At 47.8% G+C, this 18,036-nt stretch carries 17 protein-coding genes and 1 tRNA gene; 7 read left to right on the top strand and 11 right to left on the bottom strand.

The window, feature by feature from the left end; translation table 11 throughout:
* Nucleotides 1-14: 14 nt before the first annotated feature.
* Both J0L70_RS05040 and J0L70_RS05035 read right to left on the bottom strand, forming a co-directional pair.
* Complete coding sequence (locus J0L70_RS05040) at nt 15-2,030, bottom strand: toll/interleukin-1 receptor domain-containing protein (RefSeq protein WP_287453342.1); 2,016 nt, start codon at nt 2,028-2,030, stop codon at nt 15-17.
* Nucleotides 2,031-2,141: 111 nt separating this feature from the next.
* Nucleotides 2,142-2,264 (bottom strand): hypothetical protein, encoded by a 123-nt coding sequence (locus J0L70_RS05035; protein ID WP_287453341.1) that lies wholly within the window; start codon nt 2,262-2,264, stop codon nt 2,142-2,144.
* A gap of 497 nt (nt 2,265-2,761) precedes the next feature.
* Here J0L70_RS05035 and J0L70_RS05030 point away from each other — a divergent pair, with 497 nt between their 5' ends.
* Entirely contained in the window at nt 2,762-3,247 is a 486-nt protein-coding gene (locus J0L70_RS05030; RefSeq protein ID WP_287453339.1) for a hypothetical protein, read from the top strand.
* A 303-nt stretch (nt 3,248-3,550) separates the two neighbouring features.
* Here the strand turns inward: J0L70_RS05030 and J0L70_RS05025 are convergent, their stop codons facing one another.
* Nucleotides 3,551-4,663 (bottom strand): peptidylprolyl isomerase, encoded by a 1,113-nt coding sequence (locus tag J0L70_RS05025; RefSeq protein WP_287453337.1) that lies wholly within the window; start codon nt 4,661-4,663, stop codon nt 3,551-3,553.
* A gap of 124 nt (nt 4,664-4,787) precedes the next feature.
* Between J0L70_RS05025 and efp the strand changes: the two genes are divergently transcribed.
* Both efp and accB read left to right on the top strand, forming a co-directional pair.
* Entirely contained in the window at nt 4,788-5,351 is a 564-nt protein-coding gene (gene efp, locus J0L70_RS05020; protein ID WP_086371030.1) for an elongation factor P, read from the top strand.
* Nucleotides 5,352-5,431: 80 nt separating this feature from the next.
* Nucleotides 5,432-5,899 (top strand): acetyl-CoA carboxylase biotin carboxyl carrier protein, encoded by a 468-nt coding sequence (gene accB, locus J0L70_RS05015; RefSeq protein WP_268184098.1) that lies wholly within the window; start codon nt 5,432-5,434, stop codon nt 5,897-5,899.
* Here accB and J0L70_RS05010 read toward each other — a convergent pair.
* Nucleotides 5,886-7,283, bottom strand: a complete 1,398-nt coding sequence (locus tag J0L70_RS05010; protein ID WP_017287579.1) for a hemolysin family protein — start codon at nt 7,281-7,283, stop codon at nt 5,886-5,888. The genes accB and J0L70_RS05010 overlap by 14 nt on opposite strands.
* Before the next feature lie 47 nt (nt 7,284-7,330).
* Entirely contained in the window at nt 7,331-8,002 is a 672-nt protein-coding gene (locus J0L70_RS05005; RefSeq protein ID WP_287453333.1) for a hypothetical protein, read from the bottom strand.
* Nucleotides 8,003-8,206: 204 nt separating this feature from the next.
* On the opposite strand from J0L70_RS05005, the gene J0L70_RS05000 reads away from it, so the two are divergent.
* Nucleotides 8,207-8,279 (top strand) — tRNA-Ile (locus J0L70_RS05000).
* Between the two features lie 54 nt (nt 8,280-8,333).
* Here the strand turns inward: J0L70_RS05000 and J0L70_RS04995 are convergent.
* Nucleotides 8,334-8,807 (bottom strand): hypothetical protein, encoded by a 474-nt coding sequence (locus J0L70_RS04995; RefSeq protein ID WP_287453331.1) that lies wholly within the window; start codon nt 8,805-8,807, stop codon nt 8,334-8,336.
* Between the two features lie 152 nt (nt 8,808-8,959).
* Between J0L70_RS04995 and pyrE the strand changes: the two genes are divergently transcribed.
* Nucleotides 8,960-9,568 carry an orotate phosphoribosyltransferase gene (pyrE, locus tag J0L70_RS04990; RefSeq protein ID WP_287453329.1) on the top strand — a complete coding sequence of 203 codons (609 nt, stop codon included), beginning with the start codon at nt 8,960-8,962 and terminating at the stop codon, nt 9,566-9,568.
* Between the two features lie 506 nt (nt 9,569-10,074).
* Nucleotides 10,075-10,797, top strand: coding sequence for a response regulator (locus J0L70_RS04985; RefSeq protein ID WP_017287583.1), 723 nt, complete (start codon nt 10,075-10,077; stop codon nt 10,795-10,797).
* A gap of 107 nt (nt 10,798-10,904) precedes the next feature.
* Here J0L70_RS04985 and pcrA read toward each other — a convergent pair whose 3' ends face one another.
* The 5 genes from pcrA to rppA form a co-directional block, all read right to left on the bottom strand.
* The gene (pcrA, locus tag J0L70_RS04980) at nt 10,905-13,247 is read right to left on the bottom strand and encodes a DNA helicase PcrA (protein ID WP_287453327.1); all 2,343 of its coding nucleotides are present in this window, start codon (nt 13,245-13,247) and stop codon (nt 10,905-10,907) included.
* Between the two features lie 270 nt (nt 13,248-13,517).
* Nucleotides 13,518-13,727: a CAB/ELIP/HLIP family chlorophyll-binding protein gene (locus tag J0L70_RS04975; protein ID WP_017287585.1), complete on the bottom strand. Its 210-nt coding sequence runs from the start codon at nt 13,725-13,727 to the stop codon at nt 13,518-13,520.
* A gap of 471 nt (nt 13,728-14,198) precedes the next feature.
* Nucleotides 14,199-15,104, bottom strand: a complete 906-nt coding sequence (locus tag J0L70_RS04970) for an aldo/keto reductase (RefSeq protein WP_017287586.1) — start codon at nt 15,102-15,104, stop codon at nt 14,199-14,201.
* A 150-nt stretch (nt 15,105-15,254) separates the two neighbouring features.
* Complete coding sequence (gene rppB, locus J0L70_RS04965; RefSeq protein ID WP_287453326.1) at nt 15,255-16,607, bottom strand: two-component system sensor histidine kinase RppB; 1,353 nt, start codon at nt 16,605-16,607, stop codon at nt 15,255-15,257.
* On the bottom strand, nt 16,600-17,289 hold the full coding sequence (rppA, locus tag J0L70_RS04960) for a two-component system response regulator RppA (protein ID WP_287453325.1): 690 nt from the start codon (nt 17,287-17,289) through the stop codon (nt 16,600-16,602). Before rppA ends, rppB begins: the two co-directional genes overlap by 8 nt.
* Nucleotides 17,290-17,412: 123 nt before the next feature.
* On the opposite strand from rppA, the gene J0L70_RS04955 reads away from it, so the two are divergent.
* A complete protein-coding gene (locus J0L70_RS04955) occupies nt 17,413-18,033 on the top strand; it encodes a permuted SH3 domain-containing protein (RefSeq protein ID WP_287453324.1) in 621 nt (206 codons plus the stop codon).
* Nucleotides 18,034-18,036 lie beyond the last annotated feature (3 nt).

Raw genomic sequence — 18,036 nt, 5'->3', positions numbered from 1 at the left:
TATGGCAGGCTTTTTCATCGGTATTGGATGGGGGGGGGAGGGGGCAGGGGAATCGATTCTGCTTCCTTTTTCGCTCGTATCTCTGGATCAAACTTTAAGCTTTCATCGATCGCTTGAGCTTGACGATATTTGGCGATCGCTTCTGAGGTTTTGCCTTCTTTTACTAAGCGATCGCCTTCTCTTAGCAGTTGACCTGCATTTGCAAGCGTCTGGACACGTTTTTGGGAATCGAAAGAAAGATTCGGATTCCATTGTTTGGCGAGGGTGAGGCCTTCTGTGGCTTCTTGGAGCTTGCCTGCTCTAGCGGCGGTTTCGCTTTGGGTGACGAGCGTGGCGGAACTGGCGAGGAGGAGAGCGGGTTGCTGGCAGGTGGGGAGTTGTTTGAGAAATTGAGGGTTGATGATGAGATAGTTGGTGAGCCAGCGGCAGCCGCGAGCTAAAAGGGCATCGAGGTCTTCTACAGGGACTACCATTGCAGTTTTATCTGCTGAAGCGGTGACAATGCGTTGTCCATCGGGGCTGAATTGGGCTGCTATCACAATGGATTCATGCCCTGAGAGTTTGGCGATTTCTTGTCCGGTTCTGGCATCCCACACGCGTGCGGTTTTGTCCCCTGAAGCGGTGACAATGCGTTGTCCGTCGGGGCTGAATTGGGCTGCATTCACACTGGATTCATGAGCCAAGGGCGGCATCTGTGTATGAAACTTCTGAAACCGATTCTCCACGGTATCCAGAATCGTTTGCAGTGCATAGATAGGACTTGCTGCAAATCCATCTCGCCCCTTCGTTTTCATCAAACTCTGTAGTTGATCGCTTGTCCGCATTGCGTCCACTAATCCCCGAAATTTCTCAAGGTTAAACCGTTTGAGGGCTGCAACTCCATCTTTCTCCAAACCATTCGCTGCCACAATCGTATTGCGCTTATCCGCAGCAATTCTGATTTCCCGCTCTGCCTGTTCAGTCTTTTGCTGTGCCACGATCGATGCCGCTTGCGCCCGATCCAACTCCCCCTGTGCAACTTGCAATTGCTGTTCTGCTCTTGCTTTCTCCTCAGCCGCCACTGCCTTTTCCTGATTGACCTGCGCCAACTGTTGCGCTGCAACCCTCGCCTGCTGCTGCGCCACCCGTGTTTTTTCTGCTGCCTGTTTTGCCTGCGTTTCTGCTGCCTGCTTCTGCTTCTGTGCCTGCTCAAACTGCTGTTGTGCAACCTGTGCTTTCTGATTTGCGGCTTGCTCTTTCGCCTGAGTTTCTACTAAGCTCTGATTTGCTTTTTCCATCTGCGTCTGTGCATCTGCCGCTTTTTTCTGCGCCTGCCACGAAGCTGGAATTGCGATCGCTGCCACACTTATCGCCGCCCCAACCCCCAACAAACTCAGTAAACTCACTCGCTTCGCCTTCGCCACCGCCTGTTCTAGAATCCGTTTTGCCTCTACTGTCGCATCCTCTGTTGATCGACTCGCCCGAATATAGTTCTGCTGCAACTCAGTCGGCTTCGGCTCCTTCGTTTCTCCCTGAATCAGCCATGCCTCCGCCGATCGCAAATCATCCCCCTTCAGCCCAAAACTCTCATTCCGCTTTTGCTCCTGCCACTCGATCGCTCGTTCCAAAATCCGAGTGTGCGCCCGAACATACTCCAGATCAGTCTCGATCGCCTTCAGCAGCCCAGCCAACCCAGTCTCAAAATCATCCGTCTCCCGAAAAAACAGCCAATTGTGCTGACCGAGCGTTGGATGCACCTTTGCCATCTCAAAATCATCCCGCCGCACGATCGGCACCAGTCGCTTATTATGCAGAACCGCGTGATCAATCTCGTCTCGACAAACCTTCGACTCCACCGAATCGCGACTGATCACAAACACAAACGTATTTGCCCCTTCAATCCCGCGCTGAATTTCGTGCCACCATTTTGCACTGAGCGGAATATCTTCCCAGTCCACCCAGGCATCCCGATTTTGCGCTTCGAGTGCCTGATGTAACTTCTCTACAAATGGCTTGTCCTTCCGGGAGTAGGAGATGAAAACGTCGCGCATTTTGCTCTGAATGATGGTTTCTCAGCTTTTTAGACTATAAAGCCTGAGCATTTAAAAAATGAATCGATCGCTAAATGTTTTGACGATCGAAATACAACTGACTCTACCGAACTAATTAAGATCACATGCGATCGCATTAAATTGGATCGCGATCGTATCGAGTTGGATCACGATCGTATTGAGTTGAAACGCGATTGTAAGAAGTTGAATCACGATCGCATTGAGTTTGATCATGATCGAATTAAGTCAGATCGTGATTGTATAAAGTTGAAACACGATCGAATTTGATGCGGTCACGATCGTATGAAGTTGGATCACGATCGAATTAAATTTAGCTAAGCGGGTGCTTTAAAAGTATAAAAAAGCTTTTCGCTCACGTTGTCCTCCCGCCCTCGGACTGGAAGTCGGGGCTAGTTGAACGAAGTCCACTCAAGGGACTAACAGCCGCTCAGAATCAGGTCTTCAGTCCTTTGAAAAGGACTTCGCACTGTTAGCCCCGAATTCATTCCGGGGCGAGATAGAACGGAGCGAGAAAACAATTGATACTTCTCAAACATTCTCTAACCAACCGCCCAATAGAACAATTCAGATCGCGATCGCATAGAGCAAAATAACTAAGTTTTTCCTTACGAACAGTTACTCCCCGCTCGCCTTAGACATTTCTACTCAACCTTCTCAAAAGCAGCAAATAGTAGAGTGCAGAAAAGATTAAATTTTTTCAGGAGTAACTCATGGCAAGACAAAAACGCGGTTCACAAATCCTTGTCCAAGCACAACAGCGCGCCGCAGGCTTAACCACCATCGATCCCAATCTCACCCTCAGCGACGAACTAACCCTCCCCAACTATTCAGCCCTGATCCAAAAACTGCGGACTCAAATCGACAAATACAACGCAACCCTTTCCACCCTCGACGAACTCACCCGCGACATCAAAGCCACCGAAACCCTCTTACGCGATCGTTCCGAACGAATGCTCGCAGGAGTCGCTGCCAAATACGGTAAAAATAGCAACGAATACGGCAAAGCAGGCGGCACACTCAAAAGCGAACGCCGCCGCTCAACCAAAAAGAAAACGCCTATCCTTACCCCTGTCGAAGAATCCCCCGTCAAAGAGAGCGACTCTCTGCAAATGCTAATCTCTGCCCTCAAAACCGAAGAAGCACCCACTTCAACCAACGGCAACGGTTACAAACCTACCCTATCCGAGCTTCAATAGTCCAACCCATCAAACCCAAGAAAAAGCACTGCGAGAGTTTGATCTCAGCAGTGCTTTTTCTTATAAACCCAATTGATAAACCACATCCAAGATCAAATCAGCTTGAAAAGTATCGTTTATCGTATTCACCCGCTCCCGGATTGGATGTCGGGGCTAGTTGAACGAAGTCTACTAAAGGGACTAAAAGCCAATTAGAATCAGGTCTTCAGTCCTTTGAAAAGGACTTCGCACTGTTAGCCCCGAATTCATTCCGGGGCGAGATAGAACGGAGCGAGGAAACAATTGATACTTCTCAAACATGCTCTAAGCGTTCTTCGGCTCCACCAAATTCTCCAACCCATCAACCACTTTCATCGACTCAATCTTATCCCCCGCCCGCAGCTCTCTTAAAACATCTGCGCCTTCCGTCACAAATCCGAAAATCGAATAGCGACCATCCAGCAGATTCGCACCCGCAGGCGTTAGCTCAGGCTCAAACAAGAAAAAGAAAAACTGAGACGATCCCCCATTCGCATCAAAATCAGGACGTGCCAAAGCCATCGCACCATAAGCAGAAAACGGCAGCACAGGCGGATCGAGATAGCGTCCCGCATCCTCTAACGTAATGCCATACGTCGGAACCTTATCGCCTTTGACTAATACTTCCAAAGGAATCGCCCGATACTTCTTCGTTTTCGGATCGACAAATCCAACCTCATCTCCAGGTGGGTCACCGACTTGCAACACGTAAGACTCTTCTGCACGAGTAAACGGCAATCCGTTATAAAAACCGCGCTGCACTAAATCGACAAAATTCCCTGCCGTCACAGGCGCACTAAAACCGTCTACCACGATCGTTAAATCCCCTTTCGAGGTCTTCGCTGCGATCGTTGCGCGCCCCTTCAACTGCGGCAAATTGCTATACTCTTGCGGCACTTCATACGGGAACTTAGAAACCATTGCTGCTTCCAAGTCGCCTATTTTATCTAATAGTTCTGCTCGCTTCTCTAGCGTTTTGGTTTTATCTTTTGCAGTAGCAATTTCGGTCATCTCCGCAATCCCAGCTTTCAGTTGCTCGAGCAACTGCTCCGCTTCAGACTTGCGATCGTCCACCACGCTTGCCAATAATTTGTCAATTTTCTTCGTCAAAATGTTATTCGCACGACTCAAATCCGAATTCACCGCACCCCAGCGTCGATTTGCCCGCAACTGAGCCGCGACATCCTCCAAACTGTCCTGAAGTTGACGCACTTCAGGATTCTCGATCGGTAACGCATAGCGCAACAACGCTTTCGGATCTTTAATTGCATTCCCCTGCGGCAGTGCCAACACTGGTGGCTCAAATCCCACCAAAATCACCACCACGCAGAGCAAGGCAACTCCGCATTGGCTCAAGCGCACGATCGCGCGTTTCCATGAATCATTACAAAAAGACATACAGCTTCAACCCTAGAGATCAGTCAGCCACTCCGATTGTCCCATGTCGAGTCGCGATAAAAAGCGGTCGGGGGACGGTAAAATGAAGTGCCGAATGTTCTCCCCCAATTAGTAAGTTAAAGTCATGATTTCCAGTAACGATTTTCGTCCCGGTGTCAGTATTGAGCTAGACGGCTCAGTCTGGCGTGTAGTGGAATTTTTACACGTCAAGCCGGGTAAGGGTTCTGCATTTGTTCGTACCAAGCTCAAGAACGCCCAAAATGGCAACGTGGTCGAGCGCACATTCCGAGCCGGGGAGACCGTACCGCAAGCAACGCTCGAAAAAAGCACGATGCAACACACCTACAAAGAAGGTGATGAGTTCGTGTTTATGGACATGGAAACTTACGATGAAGGTCGGCTCAGCGCGGCTCAAATCGGCGATCGCGTCAAATACCTCAAAGAAGGCATGGAAGTGAACGTCGTCCGCTGGAACGAACAAGTTTTGGAAGTTGAACTTCCAAACTCTGTCGTGCTGGAAGTGACTCAAACTGATCCCGGCGTCAAAGGCGATACCGCAACGGGTGGCACAAAGCCCGCGATCGTCGAAACGGGCGCACAGGTCATGGTTCCGTTATTCATCACCATCGGTGAAAAGATCAAAATTGACACTCGCAACGATACATATTTAGGTCGCGAGAAAGAATAGCGAACCCCCGATCTGAGATCAGAAAGATCCTCTACATATCTTTCTGATCTCCCATCTAATTTTTGAGGAGTATAAGAACTGTGCCACTTGATCTGACTGAGCTACGCGAATTATTAACCACGTTAAATCAAACTGATATTTCGGAATTAACGTTAAAAGCAGACGATTTTGAATTAGTCGTACGCCGAGGAACGCGAGTTGAAGTTGCGCCTGTTGCCGCGATCACAACGACTGCACCTACCCCTGTTGTGATGTCCCCGGAACCCGCGAAGGCAGAAACGCCGGTGGCACCCAAGAACGATCGTAAACTAGTCGATGTTGTCTCGCCGATCGTGGGTACGTTTTATCGCTCTCCTGCGCCCGATGAACCTCCCTTTGCCGATATCGGCAATCGCATTCAAAAAGGACAAGTCGTGTGCATCATCGAAGCGATGAAAGTGATGAACGAAATCGAAGCCGAAGTCTCCGGCGAAATCGTCGAAGTCCTCGTGCAGAACGGACAGCCTGTGGAATATGGACAGCCTTTGATGCGCGTCAATCCGGCTTAGTCTTGTCGAGCATTGCCGGGGTCTCAATGCGATGGACACGAATCTGATGCAAGCGTGGCCCCTCCACCGAAACCACGGTTAATTCATAATTGGCATATTGCAGCGTTTCTCCAGGCTGCGGAATTTTTTGCCATTGATAAAATAGAAAACCGCCCAAAGTCTGATACTCCTCAATCACAGGTAGATTCAGATCTAATCGATCGTTAATTTCTTCTAGGTTCATCTGCGCCTGAATCATAAAAGTGTTTTCATCGATCGTTTGAATCGGCTGCTCCTCATCGCTTTCTTCTGTCTCCCCAATAATTTGAGTCACGAGATCTTGAATCGTGACCAATCCCGCTGTGCCGCCAAACTCATCGACCACTAAAACCATATGTTGTCGATCGCGCTGCATCAACGTCAGTAACTCTCCCAAACTCGTATACTCCGGGACAAATCGCGCTGGCTGAATCCAAGACTTCAAGGGACTATCCATGTTTAACGTCCCTTGCACCAAAGGCTCAGCCAGCTCTTTCAAATGCACAAACCCACAAATATCATCCAGCGATTCTCCCGTAATGGGAAATCGCGAATGTCCGCTTTCAGCAACTTCGACCAACAAGTCGCGCACCGTTGCCTCGATCGGTAAAGTAATCATGCTCGGTCGCCGCACCATCACTTCTTCCGCCGAAACTTCCGCAAATTCAAACACATTGCTGAGCAATTCGCGTTCTTCCTGCTCCAACCCGCTCGACTCGCTAGAAGTCGCAATAATCAGCTGTAATTCTTCCGGTGTGACCTGGTTGTACCACCCTTGCCCGGTATACTGCACCCCAATCAAGCGCAATAAGAACTGAGTCGATTGATTCAAAATCCAGATAAAAGGATTGAAAAATCGCGCGATCGCCAAACTAAACGGACCCAAAAACCGCGCAATTTCCTCGGAGTACCGCATTGCCAGAGACTTTGGGCACAGTTCACCGAGCACAATTTGCAGATAAGCAATCAGCAAAAACGAGATCGGAATCGAAGCCGAGTGTGACAAAGGCTGTATCCAGGTTTGCGGCAAAGGAAGCTGCGTAATCCACATGGACACGATCACCGCCATCGATGATTCACCAATCCAGCCCAGCGCTAGACTCGATAACGTAATGCCAAGCTGAGTGGTAGACAGTAAGCGATCGATACTTTGTTGTAAAGACTGTACGGTGCGAGCTTGAATATCCCCTGCATCGACCAATTGATTAATTCGAGAGCGACGCACTGACACGATCGAGAACTCAGCCGTCACGAAGAACGCATTAATCGCGATCAAGAGCAGCACCGAGAGAAATCGCAAACTGACATCGGTAAAATTTAGAGGCTGAAGCACTACCGCTAGAGCAAGCGGAATGGGGGCAGTCATTGGGCAATCAGAGTAAGAAAATTCGGGCTGAGAAGTTGAGTTTAGCGTTATTTAATGGGAATGTCTGCCATCTTCAGTTGCAGTTTTTGGTCAGGATAATCACTCAGTTGAATTGAGAGCTTCTGAGCATCATCTAGCATCGAAGTTGGAATACTAATCGTCCCACTCAGGCGATCGCTCTTGGCAGGCAATTCCGATGGCAATCCGGTTGTTTCTGCAACGATCAGGCGACCTTTATCATCCGTGACATTCAGGAAACTATAGAGAAATTTCACGGGTTGACTACCATCATTTTTCATTGCTACGTCGAGCAGCATCGAATCACCCTGTTTGCGAATCCCCGTTACTTCCATCGCAACATCATTCGATCGTGTAAGAATGGGCAGCTTTGCCGTTGTCACAGTCGCCACAGATTTCTCAGATTTTGCTGGAGGTGCTGCGCTTGTATTCGAGTTTGTACTCGCTGAACCTGCCCGACCCGTCGCATTGATTTTTTCTTTAACCGATTTGATGATGTCTTCTTCTTTCAAGATCACCAATTCTTCTCGTCCACTCGAATTTTTGGCAGTGCCCTTATTCGTGGGGCGAGAGTCGGGTTGGGTAATGCCTTTGAGTGCTTCTCGTCCGATCGCGTATCCCCAAGTCGCGGTAAAAACTCCTGCTCCTAACATCAGGGCAAGTAACGTAAAGGTTAGGGCAACGGTGGAATTAACTTTCATGGGCGATCCAACGCAATGGGAACTGGAAATTTATATCAGCAATTGTATGCTGCAATTCTCATTCTTGGACAATTTGAATTTTTGAGGCTGGACAGAGCGAGAGATAGGTGAAGCGCGGCGTTATCAATCGCAAAAATCGATCGGTTCAATTTTTCTAAGCGAGGCGTTAAAACCGAAAAAGTCGAGTTAAAATACGGCTAATTCCCAGGGTTGGCCGAGCGGTTTAGGCAGCGAACTCATAATTCGCCTCAGGCGGGTTCAACTCCTGCACCCTGGATTCAGTTAATTTTGGATTCAGTCAATTCAAGAACTGAATCCAAACTCCAAATTCCTAGTATCGCTGCGGCAATAGTGAATTCGGCGGGGTCATCGGCTGGACTGGAAATTGTGGATCGAGTGGCTGTTCGATCGCAAATTCACTTCCCACAACGGGATTGCCAGAAGTTGGCAGCGTTTGCACCGACAGATTAAATGGGTTGGGCAAATCGGCTGTCCGAATCAACGGATCGCTTGAATTTTGCTGATTCATTAAGTCTAAGTAAATGCGATGAATCCGCTCCCCATCGCGAGAAATTTGATTTTCCGGATACCCATAAGGCGTTCCGATGATGGTTTGGGTATACCGTAGGGGATTGCGATCGGAGAATTCGCCGAGTGCTCCGAAATAGGCACGATCGATCGCATTCGGAATGGTTTCGTTCGGACGAAATACGGGTGCCTCTTGCGCGCTGGCTGCGATCGCCATCAAACTAGAAGAGGCACTGAGCGCAATTGCGCTAAATAGGCTCTTGATCCTCACGCCCATAGTTCTTTATCCTCAATGATTGGCTAAAAGGTAGAAAAGATTGGGTGGTTTCACAATTAACTGCGTGTTTTTACCGCATTCATGTATGAAATTTAACCAAATCCATGCTTTTTGACACGTAATATTCATTAGTTTGCCCGCATATGACAAATGTGACTAAGTTCGACGCAAAAACATTTCCTTGGTCAACGGCTGAGATTGAGGAAGTGCGCGATCGCCTTTTGGATCTGTTCTGTTTGGGTGCTTATCGGGAGGGAGATTTTCTCTTGTCTTCGGGTCAGCGCAGTTCGTATTACATCAATGGGAAGCAGGTGACCTTGCATCCCCAAGGTGCTTTGGCAGTCGGACGAGTGTTGTTAGCGTTATTGGAGCCGGATACCGTTGCTGTGGCGGGTTTAACGTTAGGGGCTGATCCGATTGTAACGGCGACGAGTGTGGTCGGAGCTTATGAAGGAAAATCGATCGCCGCGTTGATTGTCCGTAAAGAGGCGAAAGGGCATGGAACGCAGGCATATATTGAGGGGTTGACGTTACCGGAGGGAAGCCGAGTTGTTGTTTTAGAAGATGTCGTGACAACGGGGCAATCCGCGATGAAGGCGGTTGAGCGATTGCGCGATGCCGGATATCAAGTCGATGAAGTGATCTCGCTCATCGATCGTCAACAGGGGGGCGCAGAATTTTATCAGCAGCAAGGGTTAAAATTCCGAGCGGTTTATACGATCGAAGATCTCCAAAAACGTTGGAAGCAATTGCAAGCTTAGACGCAGAAGAGATTCAACTTTCTGCATGAATCCCTCCGAAGTTAATTCGCAGAGGCACTCATGCAGAAAGAAATGATTTGCACGGCTTGACCCATTGTTTGGTCGCAAGCCGTCGAGGCATTTTCACTTGAAAGATCGAGTTCACGCCTAACCCGAATTACCCCACCTATTCCTTCTGCTTCTGCTTAATCTTGATGTTCTGCGATCGGGACTCCCAATCAACAAAGCTGAGATTATCATCCTAATTATTACAATTTGTTATACGAATGAAATCACTTGATCGTTGCCGCATTCCAGCGAAATGACGGCAGGATGCACAAATCATTCTTGAGCTATATACCAGGGATGCACAACAAAACTCTATATTTGTGACTATGTTTAAAGTGTTTAAAGTTGAACATTAGTAGCCGCACATCCGGTTAGTGGTCGGCTGAACAACTGTACAAAGAATCGTTATTTTTCTATGCAAATTTGATATTTTCTAAACATTGTGGGAGTCTTCGTATATGAATGATATTCGCATTACGCTGATTGAAGATCATGATCTAACGCGAGTCGGTATGAAAACGGCTTTACAGCAAAGACCCGGCTTTCAAGTGGTTGGTGAGGCTGCAAATGGCACAGATGGGCTAAAATTGCTGCTCCAGCATAAACCCGATGTTGCGATCGTCGATATTGGTTTACCGGATATCGATGGCATCGAGTTGACGCGCCGCTTCCGCCAAGCTCAAGCTGCCTCGGAGGATCAATCCGATACGAGAGTCTTAATTCTTACCCTACAAGATCAAGAAGATACGGTTTTAGCAGCATTCGCGGCAGGTGCAGATTCTTACTGCATGAAAGATGTCAGTCTCGATCAGTTGGTCGATGCATTGCGGGTGACGAATGAAGGAAATTCTTGGATTGATCCTGCAATTGCGAGAGTCGTGCTCCGTCAAACTCAGACGCAGACCCCGCCTACCCCGATTACAGACGAACTACAGCAGGTTGCGATTACCGCTGCCGAACCGGAATACAACCAAATTATTGAAGCCTATCCGCTGACTGAGCGTGAGTTAGAAGTGCTGCAACTGATTGTCGATGGCTGTAGTAATGCTGTGATTGCAGAAAAGCTCTACATCACAGTAGGTACAGTCAAAACACATGTCCGCAATATTCTCAATAAGCTCTGTGCCGACGATCGGACTCAAGCAGCAGTGCGAGCGCTGAGAGCAGGATTAGTTGGCTAACGTGAATTCGAGATAAGAGATTTCGCTCATTCGCCAGCTGCCCAAACGTTAACCCGAGCTGACATTGACTAGGTTACTCAACTCAGATTAAATACGACTGATATTCTTTAATCGATCGCAGTTAAGCCGCGATCGCCAATGGGCAAAATCTTCCGTTTCATCCCGGTTAGATTATCAAATCGAATGGCTAATGTTGCTTTGCTCCCACTGCCAAACACGTTAGTCACTTCGCCGATGCCAAATTGACTGTGCATGACGCGATCTCCCACGCTCCATTCAACATCGTTCTGTAAAACGGGTGCAGGCTTAGATTGAGGTTTCTTTTCTGTGAACTTTTTAGGAATAGCAGCTTTTGTATTGCTATCCATCAATTCACGCGGGAGTTCTCCCAGGAAAAGCGAAGGGCTAGCAGGTTCGCGGTTTCCATACAATCGACGTTCGCGAGCATGAGAGATAAATAACCGCTCTTGAGCACGGGTAATGCCCACATAGCAAAGGCGACGTTCTTCTTCGATCGCGGCTGGATCATCAAGCGATCGATAACTAGGGAATAGTCCTTGCTCTAAACCGACGAGAAATACGATCGGAAATTCCAACCCTTTCGACGAGTGCAAGGTCATCAGCGAGACTTTCGTCGATTCTTCTTCGGTGTCATCCAAATCGGAGGCTAAAGATGCACTTGCCAAGAAGCCGATCAAACTCTTGTCGTCTTCGTTTTCTTCTTCGTATTGCAGAACGGCGTTATATAACTCCTGCACGTTCTGTAAGCGATCTTCTGCTTCGTCTGTGCCTTGAGATTTTAAATCTCTGACATAGCCTGAATCTTCTAAAACCCCTTGAACGAGTTCTGAAGCGCTTACGGTGTCAATCTGTGCGCGCCATCGCTGAATAATTTCGACAAATTGAATCACTCCTTTCGAGGATCGACCCGCCAGAGTTTTGATCGAGGTTTCATCGCTGAGAATTTCCCACAGTGGAGTACCAAGCTCGATCGCTGCTTTTTGCAAAGCTTCGATCGTGGTTTTGCCTACGCCACGACGCGGAGTATTAATCACACGCAGCAAACTTAATGAATCCGATGGATTTGCGATCGCTCTCAAGTAAGCTAGAACGTCTTTGATTTCTTTACGATCGTAGAATCGCAGCCCGCCCACAATCTTGTAAGGAACTCCCCACCGCACCAAAATTTCTTCAAAGGCTCGCGATTGAGCATTCGTACGATAGAGAATAGCAAACTTACCCCAATGCAGATCAGAATTGACCGCTTCTAATCTCCGCATTTGTTGAATCACGAATTCGGCTTCATCGATCTCATCTTGAGCGCGATAGCAGAAAGTCGGTTCGCCTTGTCCGCGAGTTGGTTTGAGAACTTTATCAATCCGTTCTGTGTTGTTCTCGATCAGGTCGTTTGCAAGTTGGAGAATGTTCTCTGTCGATCGATAGTTCTCTTCTAATTTCACCATCGTTCGCGTATCATCATCGGGCAGTCCATCGCCAAAGTCTTGCTGGAAGCCCATCAGAATCGTGAAATCTGCCATGCGGAACGAGTAAATCGATTGATCTGCGTCGCCGACAACGAAGATCGATCGATAATCCCACTCTTTAAAGCTGCGGGCGGATTCTCCATTCGTGGTCAGAAGTTGCAGTAATTCATACTGTGTGCGATTTGTATCTTGATACTCATCAACGAGAATATGGCGGAAGCGTTTGTGCCAGTATGCGCGAATCTGTTCATTCTGACGGAAGAGTTGCACCGGAATCCAAATCAGATCATCAAAGTCAACCGCATTGTTTTCAGCGAGTTTATCTTGATAAACGCTGTAGATATTTGCAATCACTTTTCCTTTGAAGTTAGATTGCTCTCGCTCGTAATCTCGTGGGGTTAACCCCTTATTCTTAGCGTTGCTGATTGCATACCGAACGCTGCGTGGATCAAATTTCTTATCGTCAATATTCAGTTGATTGATGATGATGTCTTTGACTAAGCTCTGGGCATCGGATTCATCAAAAATCGAGAAAGATTTTGTCCATTTCCGCCCTTTCTCATCTTGGAATTTCTCAATATCGAAGCGTAGAATCCGGCAGCAGAGTGCATGAAAGGTTCCGATCCAGAGATCTTTCGTGATCGATTTGTAGACTTGCGATCGCAATTTCGTCTGCACATGTCCCGGAAGCGATTGCAGCGATTGCCCATGCTCAGTCAATGCCTGCTGTTCTGCAAACAGTCGTTCGATGCGATCCTTCATCTCCCGCGCTGCTTTGTTCGTAAAGGTTACAGCCAGAATATTTTCAGGATCAACTCGATGGGTCAGCACCAAGTTGGCAATCCGATAAGTCAATGCGCGCGTCTTTCCTGAGCCTGCACCTGCAATCACGAGCAGAGGACCACAAAAATGCTGAACGGCTTGTTTTTGGGACGGATTCAGATGACTCAGAAAATCGACAGCCATAGGACGACTAGCACAAATCTACTTCCATTAGATAGGCTATCCTATCTCGCCCCAGAATGTTGTGCAATTTTCGGTACGTATCTCTCTACTTCCAAACTCGCTCAATGGATGACTCTACTGCGGATTGGAGAATGGAGTTTTATCGATCTCTGACTCAACTGCACTTAAGCGCGGTTGAATCACTCCACCAAGCTCGATGAAAGCTTTTGGCAAACCGCAGTATACGCATCTTTTTAATGGTTCAGCGTTTGTGTGAACTGAGCGCTGATTCTAGAGAGATGTGAAAAATCCAATGATTCCGTGTCCGGTGAAGACTTCCAGTGCTAAGAGGGAAACGAATCCAATCATTGCGAGACGACCATTCAAGCGTTCTGCATTAATGTTGAAGCCGAATTGGGGCTGATCGGTGACGTACATTTGAGGCTCGATCGCGAAATTGTTCAGTTTGCCTTGATCGTCGATGATTGAACCGCTTCTCATAATTTTGATCTCAATGGATGTTTTACGTTGTTCTTTACAAAGCGTAACATCAAGTATTGAGATTTGTAAACAAAACTTAAAATGATGTGAGTTGGTTTGGGGTTGCGTTGAGGTTCCAGGGCTGAAGTCCTTATAAATTGAGAAATTCAGGATCGAGCTTCATCAGAGATCGATCCTGAAGCTGGTTAACCTCGCGGATTGAGCCGCGAAGATTTCATATCAAATTAATTCCACCTGTAAACTTCGGGTTGATTTGTCGATCGCGCTCTCCCGCACGAGGTTTTAAACCCCGTGCTAACTGTGCGAAGTCCACTGAAGGGACTGGATCGCTGTATTCTGTTAGTCCCTTTAGGGAGTTCGCAACGGTTAGACCGTGATTTCCAATCACGGGCGGGAAAGCGCAATTAAAGATCAATTTGGTATTAGGTTTAGAGCGGTGAGCAGAGTCAAACTACGGCTTGGAGATGTTTGTTAAACCTGAGCGATCGCATCTTCAACGATCGCGATCTCTTGGGGATCGAGTCGAACTTCTGCGGCTTTGACAGAGTCCGCAATACTCTCAGGCTTGCTTGCACCTGGAATCGGCACAATACAAGGCGATTTTGACAACATCCACGCCAAAATTAAGCTATAAATCGAGATATTTTTCTCGTTTGCCAAGTCGGAAATTCCATGAATCTCTTTTAACTGAGACACACGCTGGCTGCCACCTAACGGACTCCAAGGCAGAAAAGTGATTCCTTCCGCTTCACAATATTCCAGAACGCCATCATATTCAGGATTGCGATGCCAAGGATTGTATTGATTCTGCACAGAGACGATTTCAACGACATCGCGCGCTTGCTTGATTTGTTCGACGCTAAAGTTCGATACGCCTACATAGCGAACAATCCCTTGGTGAACCGCTTCTTTCGCAGGCGTGAGCGCTTGAGCGATCGAATAATTTGGATCGGGTGAATGATACTGCCAAATATCGATCGGCTGATCTCCACCGAGGGCTTCAAAACTTTCTCGAATGGTCTGTCGCAGATGATCTGGATTCCCATTCTGTGTCCAAGCTCCGTCTGGACGCATCAAACCACCTTTGGTTGCAACCATGACTTGGCTTTTGTCACCCGAATATTGCTGTAATGCCTTGTAAATAAGTTTTTCGTTGTGATGCTTATCGGATTCATCGATGCAATAAGCATCGGCGGTATCAATCAATGTGACACCCAGTTCTAAAGCTCGATGAATTGTAGCGATCGCTTGAGATTCCGACGGGCGATCGCGGATTGACATTGGCATTCCACCTAGCCCGATCGGAAAGACCATTTCCCGAGTGTTTCCTAACTCTCTAAGATGTGCAAGTTCTGCAACTTTATCCTGAGTTGCCATGACACTACCTCGATATACTGTTTTTCAGTAAAATCGATATTGTTATGATCTCACGTCACACTCTAGAAAGAGTTTTGAAATGATTCAAGTGCAAGATACAGGAATTGGGATTGTAACAGCACAGTAGAAGCGAGTTTACGATCGCTGACCCTAATGAGCTAATGGAATCTCTACTATAAAAATACTCCCTTGCCCAACTTGACTTTCAACCTTGAGTGTCGCTTGATGATGGTGAGCGATCGCCTGTGCAATGGCGAGTCCTAGCCCTGTTCCACCTGTTTTGCGAGAGCGATCTCTATCGACTCGATAGAAGCGATCAAAGATTCGATCCTGATCCTTGGGGGCAATGCCAATTCCGGTATCTTTCACCGTAATGAATGCTGTGCGATCGCGAGCGATTAAGCTGATAATAATCTTTCCATTACTGGCTGTGTACTGAATCGAATTTGCAATTAGGTTTGAAACTAAACGGTAAAGTTGAGACTCATTCCCTAAAACGTAAACATCACGATCGGGAACCTGATGGATAAGATCAAGTTTCGCCAGGGTTGCTAACTCTAAAAATTCTTCAGTTAAGTCACTAATTAGATCATTTAAGCAACAGCGCTGCGAGGGCTTAAGTGACGAATGGTGCTCAAGACTCGTCAGAAAGAGCAGGTCTGCAATCAAATGGCTCAATCGTCTGCCCTGCCGTTCAACAGTGTGCAGCATTGTTTGCATCTCTTGGGGATCAGACTGAGGGACTCGCAAGATTGCCTCTACGGTTGCTAAGAGACTAGCTAGGGGCGATCGCAGTTCGTGTGCAGCATTTGCGGTAAACTGCTGCTGCTGTTGGTAAGACTGATAAATCGGTTGCATTGCTAAGCCGGAAAGCCACCAGCTTGAAACCGCGACTAAACCTAACGCGATCGGAAATCCAACCAGTAAGATCCATCGCATTTGTAGAATTTCGGTATCAAATACCTCTAAGTTTCGTCCAAGTTGGAGATAGCCCCATGATCCATGAGGTTCTGAAGGATTGTGATTGCCATGTAAGATGATTGTAAATTGGCGATAGCGCGTTCCTGATGCGGTTTGAAATGTTTGCCACGGAGTCGGATTGAGTGTTTGAGGCAGTTCAGTTGGGGGATTCGGAGAAAAGGCAAGCAGCTTACCTCGGTGATTGAACAGTCGAATGTAGTAGGTGCTGCGATCGCTAATTCCGATTGTGTGCCGCTGAATGAGAGTCGGATTTGCATTACAAGGTTGTCCGACTAAACAAAGCTCTGGCAAAATTTGCCGCAGTGCGGCTGTGGGTGTTTCTGAAGCAGGGAGCATCGGTTCTAAACTGTCATGCAGAGTTCCCGCGATCGATTCAACTTCTCGCTCCATTGCCGCCCAATTTGCTTGCGCGATCGAGCGATAGAGACCGAATCCTGACAAGCTCAAGATCACTCCCATCACCCCGGCATACCAAAGTGCTAACTGAATCCGACTGCGCCGAAAAAGCTGATGACTATTCATGATTGGACGTGTTGAATCGGTAGCCTTGGCCCGGAATCGTCTCGATCGGACAATTGCATTCATAGCAAGCAAGCTTACGCCGAAGTAACCGCATTTGGGCAGCAACAACGTTACTGACAGGTTCAGCATCAAGATCCCAAAGCTGATGACGGATTTTGCTACTCGAAAGAATGCGATCGGGATTTTGCATCAAATACGCTAGGATTTGGAACTCTTTCACTGTCAACGGAATCGGTTGCATGTGTTCGCTGAACAGTGTGTTGTTCGCATAGTCGAGCGTCAAGCTTCCAATTGTGAGGGTTTGAGGTTGGAGACTCGGCGATCGCCGTTGTAACGCTCTTAATCGTGCGAGAAGTTCTTCCATCACAAACGGCTTCACTAAGTAGTCATCGGCTCCTGCATCTAGCCCTGCAACTCGGTTCTCTGGCTGCCCGAGCGCCGTCAGCATCAAGATCGGTAAAGGATTGTTCTGCGCTCTGAGGCGCTGACAGAGTTCGATACCCGATATTTCAGGAATGAGCCAATCGACGATCGCAACAGTGTAGTCTGTCCATTGGTTTTCTAGATAGTGCCAAGCCTGCATTCCATCTTGTACCCAATCGACGATATATTTCTCGCTAACTAGAACTTGCTTAATCGCCCGCCCCAAATCTGTTTCATCTTCTACCAGTAGAATTCGCATCGCTTCAGATCATTGTTCTGAGCTTGATTTTACCGAAACGTTCTTTATTTCACCCGAATTTCATCTCGCTGCTGGCAGACTGATGGAGATTTTATTCGGCTCAAGTTAGCGTGAGGACTTCCCATGAAACCCTTTCGATTCATCAGTTCGATTCTTACTATCAGTTTGACGCTCAGCGCGCCTACGATCGTGTTTGCTCATGCGGGACACGGTGACGAATTCCAAGCACAAGGCGGGATTCAGCGAGTGAAGGTGAATGCTGAAACGGATTCGCTCTTGGGGATTTCAGTGGCTCCGATCACGCAAAAAAGTGCGACTGGGGTGATGATTCCTGCGACTGCTTTAGTGGATGCAGATGGGAAAAAGCTGGCTTTTGTGCAGTACGAAAATTTTTATGAGCCTGTTCCTGTCAAGACGGGCGCAACCAAGGGCGATCAGATTGAAGTGACAGAAGGCTTATCTGTTGGCGAAAAGTTGGTAACACAAGGTAGCTTATCGCTGTTTGCAGAATCGCGCAAAACGCAATCGACTGCGGCTTCTCCCAGTCCTTCCGCATCCCCGATCGCATCCAAATCCGAGCAAGCACAGTCTCAAGGAACCGCACAAAGTCCCGATCAGTCGAGCGGAATGCCGATGAAAACAGCCGCTGCGATCGGGGGTGGTGTGGTCTTACTCGGTGGGGTCGGTGCATTTCTGGCAACCCGCAAGAAAAAGAGCGTTTTCTCGGACAAGGGAGATCTGTAATTC

The organism is Leptolyngbya sp. UWPOB_LEPTO1, from assembly GCF_017302695.1.
GTDB classification, from domain to species: Bacteria; Cyanobacteriota; Cyanobacteriia; order Leptolyngbyales; family Leptolyngbyaceae; genus Leptolyngbya; species Leptolyngbya boryana.
This window is presented reverse-complemented; position numbering and strand designations above follow the sequence as displayed.

Bases quoted from the DNA above. Each gene is read 5' to 3' on its own strand.
- J0L70_RS05040 (WP_287453342.1), bottom strand. From the start codon at position 2,030: ATGCGCGACGTTTTCATCTCCTACTCCCGGAAGGACAAGCCATTTGTA.
- J0L70_RS05035 (WP_287453341.1), bottom strand. From the start codon at position 2,264: ATGATCAAACTCAATGCGATCGTGATTCAACTTCTTACAATCGCGTTT.
- J0L70_RS05030 (WP_287453339.1), top strand. From the start codon at position 2,762: ATGGCAAGACAAAAACGCGGTTCACAAATCCTTGTCCAAGCACAACAG.
- J0L70_RS05025 (WP_287453337.1), bottom strand. From the start codon at position 4,663: ATGTCTTTTTGTAATGATTCATGGAAACGCGCGATCGTGCGCTTGAGC.
- efp (WP_086371030.1), top strand. From the start codon at position 4,788: ATGATTTCCAGTAACGATTTTCGTCCCGGTGTCAGTATTGAGCTAGAC.
- J0L70_RS05010 (WP_017287579.1), bottom strand. From the start codon at position 7,283: ATGACTGCCCCCATTCCGCTTGCTCTAGCGGTAGTGCTTCAGCCTCTA.
- J0L70_RS05005 (WP_287453333.1), bottom strand. From the start codon at position 8,002: ATGAAAGTTAATTCCACCGTTGCCCTAACCTTTACGTTACTTGCCCTG.
- J0L70_RS04995 (WP_287453331.1), bottom strand. From the start codon at position 8,807: ATGGGCGTGAGGATCAAGAGCCTATTTAGCGCAATTGCGCTCAGTGCC.
- J0L70_RS04985 (WP_017287583.1), top strand. From the start codon at position 10,075: ATGAATGATATTCGCATTACGCTGATTGAAGATCATGATCTAACGCGA.
- pcrA (WP_287453327.1), bottom strand. From the start codon at position 13,247: ATGGCTGTCGATTTTCTGAGTCATCTGAATCCGTCCCAAAAACAAGCC.
- J0L70_RS04975 (WP_017287585.1), bottom strand. From the start codon at position 13,727: ATGAGAAGCGGTTCAATCATCGACGATCAAGGCAAACTGAACAATTTC.
- J0L70_RS04970 (WP_017287586.1), bottom strand. From the start codon at position 15,104: ATGGCAACTCAGGATAAAGTTGCAGAACTTGCACATCTTAGAGAGTTA.
- rppB (WP_287453326.1), bottom strand. From the start codon at position 16,607: ATGAATAGTCATCAGCTTTTTCGGCGCAGTCGGATTCAGTTAGCACTT.
- rppA (WP_287453325.1), bottom strand. From the start codon at position 17,289: ATGCGAATTCTACTGGTAGAAGATGAAACAGATTTGGGGCGGGCGATT.
- J0L70_RS04955 (WP_287453324.1), top strand. From the start codon at position 17,413: ATGAAACCCTTTCGATTCATCAGTTCGATTCTTACTATCAGTTTGACG.